Origin of the sequence: Hymenobacter sp. (assembly GCF_035709525.1) — a bacterium.
Lineage (GTDB): Bacteria > Bacteroidota > Bacteroidia > Cytophagales > Hymenobacteraceae > Hymenobacter.
The window spans coordinates 39,810-56,042 of sequence record NZ_DASTEP010000055.1 but is presented as its reverse complement, the minus strand read 5'-3'; the positions used below and the strand labels follow the sequence as shown (position 1 = coordinate 56,042).

Here is a 16,233-nt window from a genome sequence, read left to right as displayed (position 1 = left end):
TGATGTCGCTCTCCACTAAACATGGGCTGTACGCGGCCGCCTTGCTGCTTAGCGCTGGCCTAGGAGCCTGCTCGACAGACCCCAACGACCCCGGCGTAGAATACGCGCCGGAGATGTACGAGTCAATTCCTTACGAGCCGCTGCGCCAGACCAGCTTCAATACCATTAACCCTTTTGGTATCAACGAGCGCACCCCGGCCAACGGTACGGTACCGCGCGGCAAACTCAACTACTACACGCATATCCCTAAGGACAGCGTGCGGATAGCTGAGCGGACGCTTACCAACCCTTACCCTTACACCAAGGCTAACCTAGAGGAAGGCCAGGTGCTGTACACGCGCAATTGCCAGCACTGCCACGGTGAGAAAGGTGATGGCCAGGGCCCAGTAGGGCAGAAGTTCAAAGGGGTGCCCAACTACTCGACGGGTGCTTACAAAACCATGAACGACGGGCATGTCTACCACGTCATCCAGTGGGGTCGTAACCGTATGATGCCGCACGGCTCGCAGGTGAACCCGGAGGAGCGCTGGAAAATTGCCATGTACGTGCACGTATTGCAGCTCAATAACGACGCTGCTGACTTGCCCAAACTGGTTAAGGTAAACGCGCCTGCGCCTACTACAAGCGCCGAGTCGGGCAATGCTTCGCAACAAACCGACGGAACAAATCAGAAAGCCGAAGGCGAAGCCCAGGCTCATACCGGCTCTGAAACGCCCGGCCAGGGCGACAAGGCCCGTAACGGCTCTATGTAATTTCGTATAGACTATGGCAACCCTGACGCATCATCACGAACCCGTTGTAGCCGAGCACCTACAGGAGCATCCCGGGCTGCAGCGCACGTTCGTAACTATTATTGTAGCCGGCGTAGTTGTGCTGGCTCTTGGTCTCCTGGCCGCTTTCATGGGCTGGGGTGCTGGCCACCACGAAGGCGCTGCGCACGCGGCGGCCGCAGCTGGCCACGCCGAACATGCCGGCAGCCCACTGTGGCTCAAACGCCTGCTGGTTAGCCTCTGGCATAGCAACGTATACCTGATAGGTATTTCGGTAGTAGGCACGGTATTTATGGCCATCCAATACGTAGCCTACGCCGGCTGGTCGGTAGTGGTAAAGCGTATCAACGAAGCACTTAGCGCTTGGCTGGTGCCGGGCGGCGTGCTGTTGGTAGTAGTTTTTGGCCTGAGCCTAGTAAACCACGACCTGTTCCACTGGACGGTACCGGGCATCATGGATGAAAACAGCGCAAACTACGACAAGATTGTAGCTGGCAAGGGCGGCTTCCTGAGCATCCCCTTCTATCTCATCCGCATGATAAGCTACTTGGTTATCTGGGCAGTATTCAGCTGGAAACTACGCCAGCTGTCTTTGCAGGAAGACCAAAATGGCGGTACCTACTACTTCCACAAAAGCATCGTGGCAGCTGCGCTGTTTCTAGTGCTTTTCGCCGTTACTTCCTCCATGTCGGCTTGGGACTGGGTAATGTCGGTAGACGTGCATTGGTTTAGCACCATGTTCGGCTGGTACGTGTTCGCTTCCTGGTGGGTATCCGGCATCGCAGCTACTACCCTGATTGCCATTTTCCTCAAGCAAGCTGGCTACCTGCGGATGCTGAACTCGAACCACTTCCACGACCTAGGTAAGCTCATGTTTGGCTTCAGTATCTTCTGGACCTACGTATGGTTTTCGCAGTTCATGCTGATATGGTACGCCAACCTGCCCGAGGAGTCGGTTTATTTCAACCAGCGCCTGGGTGGCTTCGATGGTCGCTACACGTGGATGTTCTACGGAAATCTACTCATCAACTTTGTCTTCCCTTTTTTGGCTCTGATGACGCGCGACGCAAAGCGCCAGATGATTATGCTGAAAATCGTTTGCATCGCTATACTTATAGGCCACTGGTCGGACTTCTATTTGATGTTCATGCCGGGCACTATGAAGGGCGAGAATGGGTTCTTGATTGAAATCGGCGTAGCCTTGATTTTGCTGGGGGCTTTCCTCATCTTGGTTACCCGCCGTCTGGCCGCTGCCTCGCTAGTACCCGTCAATCACCCCTTCGTTGAAGAAAGCGTTCACCACACGACCTAATCATTAGCACTGAGAAAACTGAGCTTAGGACTTAGCGCGTTGCCACTTGGCAGGTAGCAAATTCTAAGCTCTAAGCTCTGCTCTCTAAGCTCTATACAATGACTGCTTTAACTATTTTACTGGTACTGGTCTTGTTGTTGGTCGTGTTCGGCCTGCTGTTCCGGCTCCAGATTCTGACGTCCATCTTCTCCGGGTCTTACGTGCGGGAAATTGGCATGAGCAACCGCGTTAACGCAGTGCTGATGCTGGTGTTCATGGTAGTAGGCGGTGCGGCTTTTTTCTGGTCGTTCTCGGAGAACTTTAACAAGATGAATCCGCCTATCGCCTCTATTCACGGCCACGTGATGGAGCGCATGTTCTGGATTACCATGTCGGTTATCGGTGCTGCCTTTGTACTGACACAAGTTTTGCTGTTTGTTTACTCGTATAAGTATCAGCATAAAGAAAATCGCCGTGCTTACTTCTTCGCGCACAACAATACCATCGAGGTGGTTTGGACTATCATCCCGGCTATCGTAATGGCTTCGCTGATTTTCGCGGGCTGGAAAGCTTGGACGCGCATCACCGGCCCGGCTCCTAAAGATGCTGTTGTAGTAGAGGTAATGGGTAAGCAGTTCAACTGGCTGGTGCGCTACCCCGGCCGCGACATGAAACTGGGGGTAGTTAACTATCGCCTGATTGATGCTTCCAACGACTTCGGTTTTGATTTGAGCGACAAAGCGGCGCTGGACGACTTCACCAGCACCGAGATTCACGTGCCGAAAGGCCACCCGGTATTGATTAAAATCCGCTCGCGTGACGTATTGCACGCCGTTTACATGCCGCACTTCCGCGTGCAGATGTACGCCGTACCGGGTATGCCTACCCGCTTCTGGTTTACGCCGACCATGACGACTGACGAGATGCGAGCTCACTTGGGTAATCCCAACTTTAAGTATGAGTTGGCTTGTAACCAGATTTGCGGTAAGAGCCACTATGCAATGAAGGCTACGGTTGTTGTTGACGAGCCAGACGACTATCAAGCCTGGTACGCCAAGCAGAGCCCTAACTCGGCTAATGCTGATATGATGGCTTCTTATAAGCAGACTAGCGAGAAAGCTGGCTTGGGCAAAGGCGGCACAAAAGGTGCGCAGGAAGCTGCCATCAGCGAAACGGGTGAGACGCAAGCCATGCCACTTTCGGCACAGGCTTCGATGTAAGTTGTTTTTTACTGGTAATAGTTTTTTATATGGCTACTAATATCCCCGCTTCGGCCTCTGCGCATGGTGATATCGGCACTGCCCCGGTACCACATACCGAGCACGACGACCACCTGCACGGGCACGACGACCACCACGACCAGCACTGGCTGTGGAAGTACGTGTTCAGCCAGGACCACAAAATGATTGCCCGTCAGTTCCTAATCACGGGTATCTTCTGGGCCATCGTGGGCGGTACGCTGTCGAGCTTGTTCCGCCTGCAACTTGGCTGGCCCGAAGCCACGCTGGAGTGGTTGCAACCGCTACTCGGCAAATGGATTGAAGGCGGAAAGCTGAATCCCGAGTTCTACCTGTCGCTGGTGACCATGCACGGCACCATCATGGTGTTCTTCGTGCTCACGGCTGGCTTGTCAGGCACTTTCTCTAACTTCTTGATTCCGTTGCAAGTAGGAGCCCGTGACATGGCTTCCGGCTTCATGAATATGCTCTCGTACTGGTTCTTCTTCCTGTCGAGCATCATCATGTTTGCTTCGCTGTTTCTCGAAACGGGCCCGGCTGCTGCTGGCTGGACTATCTACCCCCCGCTGTCGGCCCTGCCGCAGGCAATCCCGGGCTCGGGCATGGGGATGACGATGTGGCTGGTGTCGATGGTGTTCTTCATTGTGTCGCAGCTGCTCGGTGGGGTTAACTACGTTACCACCGTCATCAACCTGCGTACCCGTGGCTTGAGCATGAGCAAGTTGCCGCTCACCATCTGGGCGTTCTTCCTCACGGCTATCCTCGGTATCCTGTCTTTCCCAGTTCTGCTATCGGCAGCCTTATTGCTGGTGTTTGACCGCTCGTTCGGCACGTCGTTCTTCCTGTCAGATATCTACATTGCCGGGCAGGCGCTGCACAACCAAGGTGGTTCACCGGTATTGTTCCAGCATTTGTTCTGGTTCCTGGGTCACCCCGAGGTGTACATTGTAATTATGCCTGCTATGGGTATGGTGTCGGAAATTCTGGCTACCAATGCCCGTAAGCCCATCTTCGGCTACCGCGCCATGATTGGCTCGCTGATTGGCATTTCGCTGCTGTCGTTCGTGGTTTGGGCTCACCACATGTTCGTAACCGGCATGAACCCCTTCCTCGGCTCGGTATTCATGTTCCTGACGCTGATTATCGCGGTGCCCTCGGGCGTTAAGGTGTTCAACTGGCTGGCTACACTGTGGCGCGGTAATATCCGGTTCACGGCCGCTATGCTGTTCTCCATTGGTTTCGTATCGCTGTTTGTTTCGGGTGGTCTGACGGGTATCATCCTAGGTAATGCTACCCTTGATATCCAGATGCACAACACGTACTTCGTGGTAGCTCACTTCCATTTGGTAATGGGTTCCTCGGCTTTCTTCGGGTTGTTCGCTGGTGTGTATCACTGGTTCCCCAAGATGTTTGGCCGCATGATGGACGAGAAGCTGGGCTACATCCACTTCTGGTTGACGTTCATCGGGGTTTACCTCGTGTTCATGCCGATGCACTACGTGGGTATCGCTGGTTTTCCCCGTCGCTACTACGCCTGGACTGGCTTCGACGCCTTCAGCCAGTTTGCTGACCTCAACAAGTTTATCTCGGCAGCGGCTATTCTGGCTTTCTTCGCGCAGTTCGTCTTCATCTTCAACTTCTTCTACAGCATTTTCCGTGGCCGCCGCGCTACGCAAAACCCGTGGAACTCGACGACGCTGGAGTGGACGACGCCTATCGAGCCCGGCCATGGCAACTGGCCCGGCGAGATTCCGGCCGTGTATCGCTGGCCTTACGACTACAGCAAGCCAGGCGCAGAAACGGACTTCATTCCGCAGAACGTGCCTTACTCGCAAACGGCATCTTCCAACATGCCCTACGAGCGCGAGCTGGAAGACTAATCGTAGAATAAGTTTTGCCTGAACGGGCCGCCGCGCAACGGCGGCCCGTTTCTTTTTGTTTACTAAGCGCCAAGCGAGAGTTTCGCTTGCTTCTGAGAGTATGCAGCCAGTTGGTTTTGTGCGCCGCTTCCGCTTTTGGAGCGTGCTGACGGTGATAAGTATCTACCTGCTCATCTTGGTTGGGGGCGTTGTGCGGGCGACTGGCTCGGGCATGGGCTGCCCCGACTGGCCCAAATGCTTTGGGCAATGGGTGCCGCCAACCAATATCAACCAACTGCCAGCTGACTATAAGCAGGTGTATTTGGCGCAGCGCGTCAAGAAAAACCAGAAGCTAGCCCGCACGCTGGCCAGTATGGGCTTTAAGCAGGTAGCAGGCGAGATTTTCGCGCATCCTACCCAGTATGTTGAGACGGACTTCAACGCTACCAAAACTTGGATTGAGTATGTCAACCGGCTAGTAGGCGTCTTGATTGGTATTTTCGTTTTCATCACAGCGGTAGTGGCCATACCCTATTGGCGGCGCGACCGCCCAGTGTTTTGGCTGGCAGTAGGCGGGTGGCTTTTGACGGGCGTGCAGGGCTGGCTGGGTTCGCTGGTGGTCTCTACTAATCTGCTACCCATTATGGTGACTATTCACATGGGTTTGGCGCTGCTCATCGTGGCTATGTTGCTGTATGCCGCCGACCGCGCCCAGGCTCAGCCTGCCGCAACGGCACTCACAACGGAAGATTGGGCTAGTACTGCGTCGCCCGCTGCGAGCACTAATGGCCTGTATACGCTGCTGTGGCTGGCTTTGCTGGCAACGTTCGTGCAGATAGTGCTCGGCACACAGGTGCGCGAGCAAATAGACCATATTTCGGCCGCCGCCGACTACCTGCGGCGTGACACCTGGGTCGACCAACTTGGCGCGGTATTCAAGGTGCATCGCTCGCTTTCCATTTTGCTGGTTTTGCTGAATGGCTACGTGGCGTATCAGCTGTGGCCATTGGGCGGGCGTTTGCGCCGCTTGGTGCAAGCGGTGCTGGCGGTACTGGGGGCCGAGGTAGTAGTGGGCATCACGCTGAGCTACCTGGCGCTGCCCGCCGTGGTGCAGCCGGTGCATCTTACGCTGGCGACGCTGCTGTTTGGCGGGCAGTTTCTGACCTTGTTAGCTTATCATCGTGCGGTAAGTGCGTTGCAAAAGGCACCGCTACGGCCGGCTCATGCGTAACTTTGCACTCTGGATTCAAGCTGCGCTAAAGCACGAATCCTTTCTAGCTGAATGACCAAGGCCCGCGCCTATTTTCAACTCCTGAAGTTCCGGCTCTCGTTTACCGTGGCGTTTTCCAGCGCCATCGGCTACCTGCTGGGAGCGCGTGAAATAAGCTGGAGCCGCACGCTGCTGGTTATGTTGGGCGGTTTGCTTGTAACGGGCTCAGCCAATATCATCAATCAGGTTTTCGAAAAAGACCTCGACAAACTGATGCGGCGCACTGAGGGCCGGCCGCTGCCTACCGGGCGCATTTCTCCCAACGAGGCCTGGGTGTTTTGTGTGGTGCTGGGAGTAGCAGGGTTGGGTCTGCTGGCGTACTACTTCAATCCGCTCACCGCCGCACTGTCTCTACTGTCGCTTATCCTATACGGGTTTATTTACACGCCGCTTAAAACGGTGTCGCCGATTTGCGTGGCCGTAGGAGCCATTCCGGGCGGGCTGCCGCCGCTCATTGGCTGGGTAGCGGCCACGGGCTACGTGGGTGAGGCCGCCTGGGTGCTGTTTGGCATTCAGTTTATGTGGCAGTTTCCGCACTTCTGGGCTATTGCCTGGGTGGCCGACGAAGACTACAAGCGGGCAGGCTTCAAGATGCTGCCCTCGCCGGGCGAGCGCGACCTGCGCACCGCCTTCCAGATAATGACGTACACGGTGCTGCTTATTCCAGTGTCGCTGCTGCCGCTGGTGCTGGGTATTTCGGGCCGCGTGTCGGCTGGGGTAGCGCTGGTGTGCGGCGTGCTATTCCTGCTGATGACCGTGCAGCTTATGCGGACTCAGGACCGCAAGGCTGCGCTCAGCATCATGTTTGCCTCGTTTCTGTATTTGCCGATAGTGCAGATTGCGTTGGTTTTAGATAAAGTTTGAGTTTTATTGCCTAGTAGTTTGTTGCTGAAATAACCGTGGTAGGCAATTATTAAAGGCCAGCTGCGAGCAACTAAAAATCCATTTTATGAATTCCACCGAACTGTTGGCCACCAAGCAAGAGGGCACGGGCACCCACCCCAAGCGCCTGGTGCTCATCTTGCTCATTTTCAGTATTATCATGATGTTCGCTGCCTTCACGAGCGGCTACATCGTGCGGCGCGACGAAGGCAACTGGCGCGAGTTTGACCTGCCCCTGAGCTTGCTGTTTAATACCATTGCCATTGCCCTTAGCAGTGCCACTATGCAGTGGGCCCAGGCCTCAGCCAAAGCCGACGAGGTAAAGCGCACGCAGCTAGGCTTGTTGCTGACGCTGATTTTCGGGGTTATCTTCCTGCTGGGGCAGCTGCACTCGTGGAGCGACCTAGTAGCGGGCCGCACATTCTTTGGCGGGGCCGACGCCAATCCGTCCGGCTCGTTCGTATACGTGCTCATGGGTGTCCACGCTTTTCACTTGGTTACGGGGCTTATTTTCGTGGCCGTCGTGCTCAAGCGAAGCCTTAATTATCAAGTGCATTCGCGGGCAATGCTTTCGATTGGCAACGCCACGCTTTACTGGCACTTCCTAGGCGGCCTTTGGTTGTACCTGTATTTGTTCCTACTTTTGAACCACTAATCCGCGAGTTGCCGTAAGGTAATTCTGTCCATTTTGCCGCCTGCTATGGCCCACTCGACCACTCTAGAGCCTACCCCCACCATCTACGCCGATGCCCCGCGCACCGGCACCTGGGATGGGGGCAACGAACCCTTTAAAGCGAGCTACGGCAAGCTGATGATGTGGTTCTTCCTGCTGTCGGATGCTTTCACCTTCGGAGCTTTCCTGACGGCCTACGGCATGATTCGCCACAAGCACGGCGTATTTACCGGCACGGCCGACAAGTTCTTCTTCAGCACCGCCCACTGGCCCATTCCAGAGAAGGTATTCAACGCCTTCCCCGGTTTGCATGGCATGGATTTGCCGCTGGCGTTCGTGGCGTTGATGACGATGATTCTCATCTTCAGCTCCGTAACGATGGTACTGGCCGTAGAAGCTGGCCACCGTATGGACAAAGGCGACGTACAGAAATGGCTGTTGTGGACCATCCTGTTCGGCGCGATGTTCCTGAGCTCGCAGGCTTGGGAGTGGAGTCACTTCATCGGCGGCACTGAGGCTGGCTTGCGCATGGCCGATGGCTCGGTGATGCACGGGGCTAACCTGGCCGTGAATCAGTACGGCCCGCCGCTGTTCGCCGACCTGTTCTTCTTCATCACCGGCTTCCACGGCACGCACGTGTTTTCGGGCGTTTGCCTGCTGGTGTGGTGCTTCATTGCCACCACCAACGGCACGTTTGAGAAGCGCGGGCACTACGAGATGGTCGAGAAAATTGGTCTCTACTGGCACTTCGTTGACCTCGTGTGGGTGTTTGTATTTACGTTCTTCTACTTGGTGTAATTGAAGTTTTGAAAAATAAACCGACTGCTGAATGTCTTTTTTAGGCATTCAGCAGTTTCCATTCAAAGCTTAAAAAATAAAGAAAATGGCTGCTCACGCTACTACCGAACACGCCTACGTTCCGGGCGAAATTGCAAAGCCCAATACGGGCTGGATTTGGAAAACCTTCTGGGTGCTGGTAGCAATTACTGCTCTAGAATTTGCGATTGCCTTTGCTCTGACTTCGCCCGACTGGCGCACGTTCCGCAACAGCATCTTCATTGTGCTCACGATTCTGAAGGCTTTCTTCATCGTGGGTGAGTTTATGCACTTGAAGCACGAGGTAAAAAGCCTCATCTGGACTATCCTCATCCCGACGGCGTTGCTGGTGTGGCTCGTAGTAGCCCTCGTAACGGAAGGTTCGTTTATCGGCGAAACCCTGTCGCACATGTTCAGCATCTAGCCGATGCGGCCCCGCCAAACCATCTTGCTGGGGCTCCTGCTGCTGGTGCCAGTACTGGCCTTTTTGTTCCTGTACGGCTTCGGTTCCAATCATTACGCGCTGCCAACCTACTTGCCCGAGCGGGCGGACTCCGTCCGCACCGCCGGCGGAGGGTGGCAGCGCGATACTGTTTATCACCGGGTGCGGCCGTTTCGGCTGCTGGGCGCTGGCGGGCGCTACGTGTCGAGCGCCGTGCTGGGCCAAGGCCTGTACCTGATGCAGGTAGTAGCCAACGAGCCGGCCAGCCCCGCAGATGCCCATGCCGCGCGCTTGATGATGCGCGTGCAGGAGAAGTTTCACCGCGAGCCCCGCGTGCGGCTGGCCACGCTGGTGCCTGCCGCCGGGGCCGACCAAGCCGCCACGGCCAGCCAACTGCAAAAGCTGAGCGAGCAGTATGGCACCATCAGCGGCAAGTGGTTTATGCTGGGTGCGCCGCTCGATACCATCCGGCACCTAGCCCAGTATGAATTGGGTTTGACGGCGCTTCAGCCGCAACGCCTGCCCTTTCGGCCGGCTACCGAGCCAGCAACTTTGCCCGCCGGGCGCTTGTTGCTGATTGACGACGCGCAACACGTGCGCGGCATCTACGACGGCACCGACCCGCACGAAACTGACCGGTTGATGACCGAGATTAACGTTTTGCTTTATACCTATGACCACCGCCGCTGAGCAGTTACACCCGCCCGTGCTGGAGCCAGGCGACTACACTAAATACAAGATTATCCTGGGTGGCCTCGGCGTGGTAGTACCCGTGCTGGTGGCGGTGCTGTTCTACTTCAAAGGCATCTTCAAAATAGAGGGTGCGGAAGCTCACTTGCGCTGGCTGCCGGCCCTGAACGCGGGCCTGAATTCGCTCACGGCGGTAGCGCTCGTGGCCGGTTTCTACTTTATTCGCCAAAAAAACGTGCTGGCGCACCGGGCGGCTATGCTCACGGCATTTAGCCTGGGTGCGCTGTTTTTGCTGTCCTACGTGGCGTACCACTCGCAGGTACCCAGCACGCGCTTCGGCGGCGCGGGCACTATTAAACTGGTGTATTTCTTCTTGCTGCTGACGCACATTAGCCTGGCAGTGGTGACGGTAGCGCTGGTACTGTTTACGCTATATTTTGCTCTGACCGGGCAATACACCAAGCACCGCGCCATTGCCCGGTGGACGTTCCCGGTGTGGCTCTACGTATCGGTGACGGGCGTAATCGTGTACTTTATGATTGCGCCCTACTACCCGGCGGCCTGAAATCGCTGACTCAACAATAACTTTTGCTTTATAACGAGGGTTTTAAACTATGAAAAAGCTGATTTTCGCGCTAGCCCTGAGCTTCTTGCTGCTGGGCCAATTGCTGACTAGCGCACCCGCCCAGGCGCAGTGCGTAATGTGCAAGTCGCAGGTGGAAGCTGCGCGCGCCGAGAAGGACGACTACGACGTGGCCGGCCTCAATAAAGGCATCGTGTACATGATGATAGTGCCGTACATCCTGATGGGGGCGGTAGGCTACTTCTGGTACCGGCGGACGCATCCGAAGCGTACCACGGTCGCGTGAGGCCCATTCGGGCGTGGTGGCTGGCGCTGCTAGCGCAGCGCTGCCCACGCTGCCACACGGGGCCGCTCTTCAACCATAGCACTTACAACCTGCCGCACCTCACCGACATGCCCGAAAGCTGCCCGGTATGCGGGCAGCACTACGAGCCGGAGCCTGGTTTTTACTGGGGGGCCATGTACATCAGCTTCGCCTTTGCTGTGCCCATCGTGCTGCTGACGGGGGCCGCCCTCTACTGGCTTTTCGGCGACCCTGATACGTGGGTTTACGTGCTGAGTGTGTCAGTTATTATGCTGCTGCTCACGCCGCCTTCGTTTCGCTATGCCCGCGCGGTGATGCTATACGCCTTCGGCGGTATCCGCTTCGACAAACGGTATCTGGAAAAAAATACGGCGCGCTAGGCGGGTCGTATTTGCTCGATTTTTGCAAAGGACGCGGTTATGTGCTCCTGACCCAGCCCTGGCTGGCTGTGCGGCATCCTTGCGCCGGCAGTCGGCCAGGGCTTTTTGATAGCAGTATATGGGGCTTTTGAACGCTGTCAAGCGGCGCGGAATAGATTTTTTTGGAGCTTGGTTTCTCGTAGTAAGCGGGCTGCTGTGCTTCGAGATTGGCATTCTTTCCAGCTACTTCGAGCCGGTGAGCGGGGCTGCCTCGCCGCCCGGTGCCGCGCAGGTGCAACACTTGGTGCAGCAGGCCACGGCCACGGCCCGCCGCGAGGCCGAACAGCTGCTGGCGGCCAGCCAGCCGCCGCAAGCGCTGAGCTTCGGGCATTTGCTTGAGCAAAGCACCTACCCAACCTTTTTGTACGAGGCGGGACAATTGCGCCAATGGTCGTCGGCCGGCCCCCTGCCTACTGCCACCGAACTGAGCGACCTACGGCCCGAGCACTTGGCGCATACCAGCTGGGGCGACTTTGTGGTAGTGCGCCGGGCTGCTGCCACCCGAGTAGCGTTAGTGTACGTGCCCCTCACCCAGCAATACGGCATCAGCAACCGCTACCTGCGGGCGGGCGCTGGCCAGGCGCTGCTGCAAGGGCTGGGCGCGCAGGTGCAGCCGCTAAGCCAAAAATCAACTCCGGCCTTCACCATTAGCGAAGCCGATGGCACGCCGCTGTTTGCGGTAGAGTGGCTGCCTGGTAGCTCCGGCGCGGGCCATTACTGGCCCCTGCTGCTGCTCTCGCTGGGGGTGCTGCTGTATCTGGGTGGCTGGCTGGTGCTGGCGCGCCGCTGGTGGCGGGCCGGGCGCACGCTGGTAGGAGCGCTGGCGCTACTGGGGCCGCTGGTAGCGCTGCGGCTGGCCCTGCTGCGGCTAGACCTGCCCTATGCCGTGCTGGAGCTCCCACTATTCGACCCGCGCGTGTATGCCGTGGCTAGCTGGGCCCCGTCTTTGGGCGACTTGCTTTTGAATGCGCTGCTGGCGCTGGTGCTGGCCGGGGCCGTGTGGCTGCTGAGCAAGCGCTACCGCTGGGCTACCCGCGCCCAGGCCGGCTACCGGCGCACCTGGGGCATTGGCCTGGGGCTGGTTTTTGGCCTGCTGGTGCTGGGCCTGCACAGCTACTATTGCGTGGCATTCAGCAGCGGCCAGCTCAGCCTAGATATTACCCAGAGCATCCAGGTAACTAGTTTTCGGTTTGTGCTTGGGCTGGCGGTAGTGCTGCATACGGCCGCTTTTATAGTGCTGCTGCTGCTGATAACGCAGCTGCTGGGGCCAGGCCGGCGGCTGGCGCGCAGCCGCGTAACGGCCGCCGCCGTGGCCGCCACCGCCCTGCTGGTAGTGCTCGTGAGTTTGCTGCTGGGCTGGCCCCTGCCTGGCGTAGTAGCCTTGAGCGTGTGCTACCTGGCCCTGGTGCGGGCCGCCGGCCCGGCCCCGCTGGGGCGGCCCTACCAGCTACTGCTGCTGCTGGCCCTGAGCGCGGCCACCGGGGCGCTGGCGCTGTACGAGCAATTCAACCAGCAAGTGCTGTCTGATAAGCAGCGACTGGCCAGCAACTTATTGGAAGACAATGACCTGAAAGGCGAGTTCTTGCTGGGCGGCCGCATTCGGGAGCTGGCGGCCGACCCCAGCATTGCGCAGCTGCTGAGCGCCCGGCCCGTGCGCGTGGAGGCGCTGCGCCGCCGCATCAGCCGGCAGTACCTACGCGATTATTTCGATAAGTACGAGGCGGATATCCGGCTGTTTGATGCGGCGGGCCAGCCAATTAGCACCGAATATGGCGACACCCTGACCTTTGGGCAAACCCGCGAGCTGCTTTCGCGCACGGCCACGGCTACCGACCAGCGCAATGTGTACCTGCTCAAATCGGCCAACTCGTTTAGCTCGCGGCGCTACGCGGCGGTGGTGCCGCTGGTGTCGCCGCCGCAGGTAGGCATTGGGCCGCCCGCGCCGGCCGGTACCATCGTCCTCACGCTCAGCCTGCGCAAATTGTCGAGCTACAGCGTGCTGCCCGAACTGCTGGTCGACCAGAAGTTTTTTCAGCCCGGCCTGGCTACCAATATCAGCTACGCGGGCTACGCCGGCGGGCGGCTGGTGTACAGCGAAGGCGACTTTGACTATGCCAACCAGCTGCCGGTCAGCTACCTGACCGATGCGCGCATCGACCAGACAGGCTTGGTGCTGGGCGGCTTTCACCACTTGGCCGTGCGCAGCCCCGACGGCCGCACCGTGGTCGTGACCACCGCTACCTACTCGCTGGCCGATGGGCTGTCCAATTTTTCGTTTCAGCTGCTCATAAACGGGCTGCTGTGGCTGGTAGGCGGCGGCGTGTACCTGCTGCGGCGGCGCGACCACCGCCGGGTGCAGTTCAACTTCAGCGCCCGCATCCAGGTGCTGCTCAATGTCGGCATTTTGCTTTCGCTGGTAGTGGTGAGCGTGGCCACCGCCAGCCAGGTTATCTCGGGCTACCGCCGCGACCTGCACCGCAACTACGAGCGCCGGGGCCGCATTGCGCTCGAAAGCCTGCTGCGCCGCCGCGACCTGCTGGCCGACTCGGCCGGCCAGCCGGCCAGCTACGACCCCGCCCTGGCCGGGCTGGTGCGCAACGTGGCCACCCTCACCGAAACCGACCTCAACCTCTACGACGCCCGGGGGCAGCTGCTGGTGAGCTCGCAGCCGCTCATTTTTGAGGCGGGGCTGCTGGGGCCGCTGCTCAATCCGCAGGCCGTGGCCGAGCTGCGCGAGCGTGGCCTCAGCCGCGTGCTTCTTACCGAGCAGGCGGGCTCGCTCGCGTTTAGCGCGCTCTACCTGCCAGTGCGGCTACCCGGCACCAGTGGCGCGGCGGCCGGGCCGCTGCTGGGCTACGTGGGTATCCCGTTTTTCGACTCGCAGAAAGAGCTTGATATCAAGCTGACGGAGCTGTTTACGACTATTCTTAACATCTTCACCATCATGGGGCTGCTGTTTCTGGGCTTGGCCTTCGTGGCCACGCGCCAGCTCACGGCCCCGCTCAAGCTGCTTACCGAGCGCCTGCGCCGCACCACCCTCACGGGCCAGAACGAGGTGCTGGCTTACCAAAGCTCCGACGATGAAATCGGCCTGCTGGTGCGCGAGTACAACGCCATGCTCGAAAAGCTCGAAGCCAGCAAGCGCGAGCTGGCCGCCCAGGAAAAAGAAGCCGCCTGGCGCGAAATGGCCCGCCAGGTAGCCCACGAAATCAAGAACCCGCTCACGCCCATGAAGTTGAGTTTGCAATACTTGCAGAAGGCCATCAACGAGCGGCGGCCCAATATGGAGGATTTAATCGGCCGCATCTCCCAGACGCTCATCACCCAAATCGACGTGCTCTCGGACATCGCTACCTCGTTCAGCACCTTCACCAACCTGCCCACCATGCGCCCCGAGCGCCTCGACGTGGGCGCGGTGCTGCAACACTGCACCGACCTCTTCCGGCAGCAGGATGGCGATGAGCTGGGCGAATTGTACCTGGAGCTACCGCCCGGCGCGTGCGTGGTCTTCGCCGATGAAAGCCTGTTGGTCCGCACCTTCAATAACCTCTTGCTGAATGCCCGGCAGGCGGTGCCGCCCGGCCGCGTACCCCGCCAGCAGGTTACGCTGCGCTGCGAAGCCAAAAAAGCCCTCATCGCCATCGCCGACAACGGCAGCGGCATCGCCGACGACGTGCAGGACAAGGTTTTTCGCCCCAATTTCACCACCAAGGCCACCGGCTCGGGCATCGGGCTGGCCGTGGCCAAGCGCGGCATCGAGAGCGCCGGCGGTAGCATCTGGTTTGAAACGGTGGTGGGGGAGGGCACGACCTTTTTTATCGAACTGCCGCTGGCGGGGTAGGGGTTCGCGCTACTGATATTGCCGGTAAAGCGCGACGGCCGAATTGTTTGGCACTGTGCGCAAGACAATGGCAAACTGCTGAGGACGTAATCGACGTACCGATTTCAGGCAGTGAAACCGTAAGTAGGGATTTTGTTGCGGATTGCTGGCAAGGGCGACGAGGGCCGGGTAGGCCGCCTGAACACGCGCCTCGCCCAGCATGAGTGCGAGCCTGCTCCGCATTCGTGCTGGCTCAGCAGGGTTATTCAAGTCCTGTAGTGCGCAGGATACTACCCGCGCGCTGAGCACGGGCGGCGCGAGCTCGCTGTACTCCTCGGTCTTGAGCTCGTATTTCCAGATGGTGTAGTAGTCCGTTGCTAAGCAGTACGGTAGTAGCTGGCTGGTCAGTAACCCGCCGCCGAGTAGCAGCAAGGCTACCCACGTTTGCCCGCGCCAGGGCCGGGCCAGCAGCCGCAGCCCCACGAGGCCGATGCCACCCAGCACCAGCAGGTGCAGCGCGAAAACTTTGCGCAAGGGCGGGGTAATCTGTTGGAGTAAGATGGGGTCATTGTTCCATACGTGGCTTTCTGGGGCATATTCTACGAAGTACAATTGCCCGGTTAGAAGCAGCAGCGCGGCAATCCAGCAATACTGTCGGTGCATATAGTATGGACAATTAGAGCAGGTGTATTCTATTTTCGGGTCTTCTCAGCAACTATCATGCAAGTAGAAAAAGGCGACCTTATTCAAAAAGCCCGCGCCGGCGAATTCGACGTGATAGTACACGGCTGCAACTGCTTTTGCACGATGGGTGCGGGCATTGCCAAAACCATCAAGCAAGTGTTTCCCGCCGCTTACCAGGCCGACCTGGCCACCGTGGCGGGCGACAAAACCAAGCTCGGTAGCTACTCGGCGGCCACGGTAGAAGCGGGCGGCAAGCCGCTGATTATTGTGAATGCTTACACCCAATACCAGTGGCGCGGCGCGGGCTTCCTAGTCGATTACGAGGCCATCAAGCAGGTATTTCGGCAAGTAAAGCAGACCTGTGCCGGTAAGCGCATTGGCTACCCAGCCATTAGGGCGGGGCTGGCGAAAGGCGACTGGGCTAAGATTACGGCCATTATTGACGAAGAGCTGGCGGGTGAAGACCACGTTTTTGTGGAATGGGAAAAGTAA

General features: G+C 58.3%; 17 protein-coding genes. 15 read left to right on the top strand and 2 right to left on the bottom strand.

Annotated features, from left to right (window positions below; all coding sequences use genetic code 11):
- Positions 1-2 precede the first annotated feature (2 nt).
- On the top strand, positions 3-752 hold the full coding sequence (locus VFO93_RS04945; protein WP_325133220.1) for a cytochrome c: 750 nt from the start codon (positions 3-5) through the stop codon (positions 750-752).
- A gap of 58 nt (positions 753-810) precedes the next feature.
- Here the strand turns inward: VFO93_RS04945 and VFO93_RS04940 are convergent, their stop codons facing one another.
- Positions 811-1,017 (bottom strand): hypothetical protein, encoded by a 207-nt coding sequence (locus VFO93_RS04940; protein ID WP_325133219.1) that lies wholly within the window; start codon positions 1,015-1,017, stop codon positions 811-813.
- Positions 1,018-1,062: 45 nt separating this feature from the next.
- Here VFO93_RS04940 and VFO93_RS04935 point away from each other — a divergent pair, with 45 nt between their 5' ends.
- From VFO93_RS04935 to VFO93_RS04875, 13 genes are all read left to right on the top strand, one after another.
- A complete protein-coding gene (locus VFO93_RS04935) occupies positions 1,063-2,082 on the top strand; it encodes a quinol:cytochrome C oxidoreductase (RefSeq protein WP_325133218.1) in 1,020 nt (339 codons plus the stop codon).
- A 98-nt stretch (positions 2,083-2,180) separates the two neighbouring features.
- Entirely contained in the window at positions 2,181-3,281 is a 1,101-nt protein-coding gene (locus tag VFO93_RS04930) for a cytochrome c oxidase subunit II (RefSeq protein ID WP_325133217.1), read from the top strand.
- Between the two features lie 29 nt (positions 3,282-3,310).
- Entirely contained in the window at positions 3,311-5,179 is a 1,869-nt protein-coding gene (locus tag VFO93_RS04925; RefSeq protein WP_325133216.1) for a cytochrome c oxidase subunit I, read from the top strand.
- A 100-nt stretch (positions 5,180-5,279) separates the two neighbouring features.
- Complete coding sequence (locus tag VFO93_RS04920; protein ID WP_325133215.1) at positions 5,280-6,389, top strand: COX15/CtaA family protein; 1,110 nt, start codon at positions 5,280-5,282, stop codon at positions 6,387-6,389.
- Positions 6,390-6,440: 51 nt separating this feature from the next.
- On the top strand, positions 6,441-7,292 hold the full coding sequence (gene cyoE, locus VFO93_RS04915; protein WP_325133214.1) for a heme o synthase: 852 nt from the start codon (positions 6,441-6,443) through the stop codon (positions 7,290-7,292).
- Between the two features lie 85 nt (positions 7,293-7,377).
- Positions 7,378-7,965 carry a cytochrome c oxidase subunit 3 gene (locus tag VFO93_RS04910; protein ID WP_325133213.1) on the top strand — a complete coding sequence of 196 codons (588 nt, stop codon included), beginning with the start codon at positions 7,378-7,380 and terminating at the stop codon, positions 7,963-7,965.
- Positions 7,966-8,010: 45 nt separating this feature from the next.
- A complete protein-coding gene (locus VFO93_RS04905) occupies positions 8,011-8,781 on the top strand; it encodes a cytochrome c oxidase subunit 3 (RefSeq protein WP_325133212.1) in 771 nt (256 codons plus the stop codon).
- Between the two features lie 85 nt (positions 8,782-8,866).
- Complete coding sequence (locus VFO93_RS04900; RefSeq protein WP_325133211.1) at positions 8,867-9,223, top strand: cytochrome C oxidase subunit IV family protein; 357 nt, start codon at positions 8,867-8,869, stop codon at positions 9,221-9,223.
- 3 nt (positions 9,224-9,226) lie between these two features.
- Entirely contained in the window at positions 9,227-9,931 is a 705-nt protein-coding gene (locus tag VFO93_RS04895) for a hypothetical protein (RefSeq protein ID WP_325133210.1), read from the top strand.
- Entirely contained in the window at positions 9,915-10,496 is a 582-nt protein-coding gene (locus VFO93_RS04890) for a DUF420 domain-containing protein (protein WP_325133209.1), read from the top strand. Before VFO93_RS04895 ends, VFO93_RS04890 begins: the two co-directional genes overlap by 17 nt.
- A 49-nt stretch (positions 10,497-10,545) precedes the next feature.
- Entirely contained in the window at positions 10,546-10,800 is a 255-nt protein-coding gene (locus VFO93_RS04885) for a hypothetical protein (protein ID WP_325133208.1), read from the top strand.
- Complete coding sequence (locus VFO93_RS04880; protein WP_325133207.1) at positions 10,797-11,198, top strand: DUF983 domain-containing protein; 402 nt, start codon at positions 10,797-10,799, stop codon at positions 11,196-11,198. The genes VFO93_RS04885 and VFO93_RS04880 overlap by 4 nt, the downstream gene beginning before the upstream one ends.
- 127 nt (positions 11,199-11,325) lie before the next feature.
- Positions 11,326-15,078 (top strand): HAMP domain-containing sensor histidine kinase, encoded by a 3,753-nt coding sequence (locus tag VFO93_RS04875; RefSeq protein ID WP_325133206.1) that lies wholly within the window; start codon positions 11,326-11,328, stop codon positions 15,076-15,078.
- Positions 15,079-15,087: 9 nt separating this feature from the next.
- Here the strand turns inward: VFO93_RS04875 and VFO93_RS04870 are convergent, their stop codons facing one another.
- Positions 15,088-15,720: a hypothetical protein gene (locus tag VFO93_RS04870; RefSeq protein ID WP_325133205.1), complete on the bottom strand. Its 633-nt coding sequence runs from the start codon at positions 15,718-15,720 to the stop codon at positions 15,088-15,090.
- Between the two features lie 57 nt (positions 15,721-15,777).
- Between VFO93_RS04870 and VFO93_RS04865 the strand changes: the two genes are divergently transcribed.
- Positions 15,778-16,233 carry a macro domain-containing protein gene (locus VFO93_RS04865; protein WP_325133204.1) on the top strand — a complete coding sequence of 152 codons (456 nt, stop codon included), beginning with the start codon at positions 15,778-15,780 and terminating at the stop codon, positions 16,231-16,233.

Coding starts and splice junctions, on each gene's coding strand:
- VFO93_RS04935 (WP_325133218.1), top strand. CDS start 1,063: ATGGCCATCCAATACGTAGCCTACGCCGGCTGGTCGGTAGTGGTAAAG.
- VFO93_RS04905 (WP_325133212.1), top strand. CDS start 8,011: ATGGCCCACTCGACCACTCTAGAGCCTACCCCCACCATCTACGCCGAT.
- VFO93_RS04930 (WP_325133217.1), top strand. CDS start 2,181: ATGACTGCTTTAACTATTTTACTGGTACTGGTCTTGTTGTTGGTCGTG.
- VFO93_RS04910 (WP_325133213.1), top strand. CDS start 7,378: ATGAATTCCACCGAACTGTTGGCCACCAAGCAAGAGGGCACGGGCACC.
- VFO93_RS04865 (WP_325133204.1), top strand. CDS start 15,778: ATGCAAGTAGAAAAAGGCGACCTTATTCAAAAAGCCCGCGCCGGCGAA.
- VFO93_RS04945 (WP_325133220.1), top strand. CDS start 3: ATGTCGCTCTCCACTAAACATGGGCTGTACGCGGCCGCCTTGCTGCTT.
- VFO93_RS04920 (WP_325133215.1), top strand. CDS start 5,280: ATGCAGCCAGTTGGTTTTGTGCGCCGCTTCCGCTTTTGGAGCGTGCTG.
- VFO93_RS04895 (WP_325133210.1), top strand. CDS start 9,227: ATGCGGCCCCGCCAAACCATCTTGCTGGGGCTCCTGCTGCTGGTGCCA.
- cyoE (WP_325133214.1), top strand. CDS start 6,441: ATGACCAAGGCCCGCGCCTATTTTCAACTCCTGAAGTTCCGGCTCTCG.
- VFO93_RS04940 (WP_325133219.1), bottom strand. CDS start 1,017: ATGCCAGAGGCTAACCAGCAGGCGTTTGAGCCACAGTGGGCTGCCGGC.
- VFO93_RS04885 (WP_325133208.1), top strand. CDS start 10,546: ATGAAAAAGCTGATTTTCGCGCTAGCCCTGAGCTTCTTGCTGCTGGGC.
- VFO93_RS04870 (WP_325133205.1), bottom strand. CDS start 15,720: ATGCACCGACAGTATTGCTGGATTGCCGCGCTGCTGCTTCTAACCGGG.
- VFO93_RS04900 (WP_325133211.1), top strand. CDS start 8,867: ATGGCTGCTCACGCTACTACCGAACACGCCTACGTTCCGGGCGAAATT.
- VFO93_RS04925 (WP_325133216.1), top strand. CDS start 3,311: ATGGCTACTAATATCCCCGCTTCGGCCTCTGCGCATGGTGATATCGGC.
- VFO93_RS04890 (WP_325133209.1), top strand. CDS start 9,915: ATGACCACCGCCGCTGAGCAGTTACACCCGCCCGTGCTGGAGCCAGGC.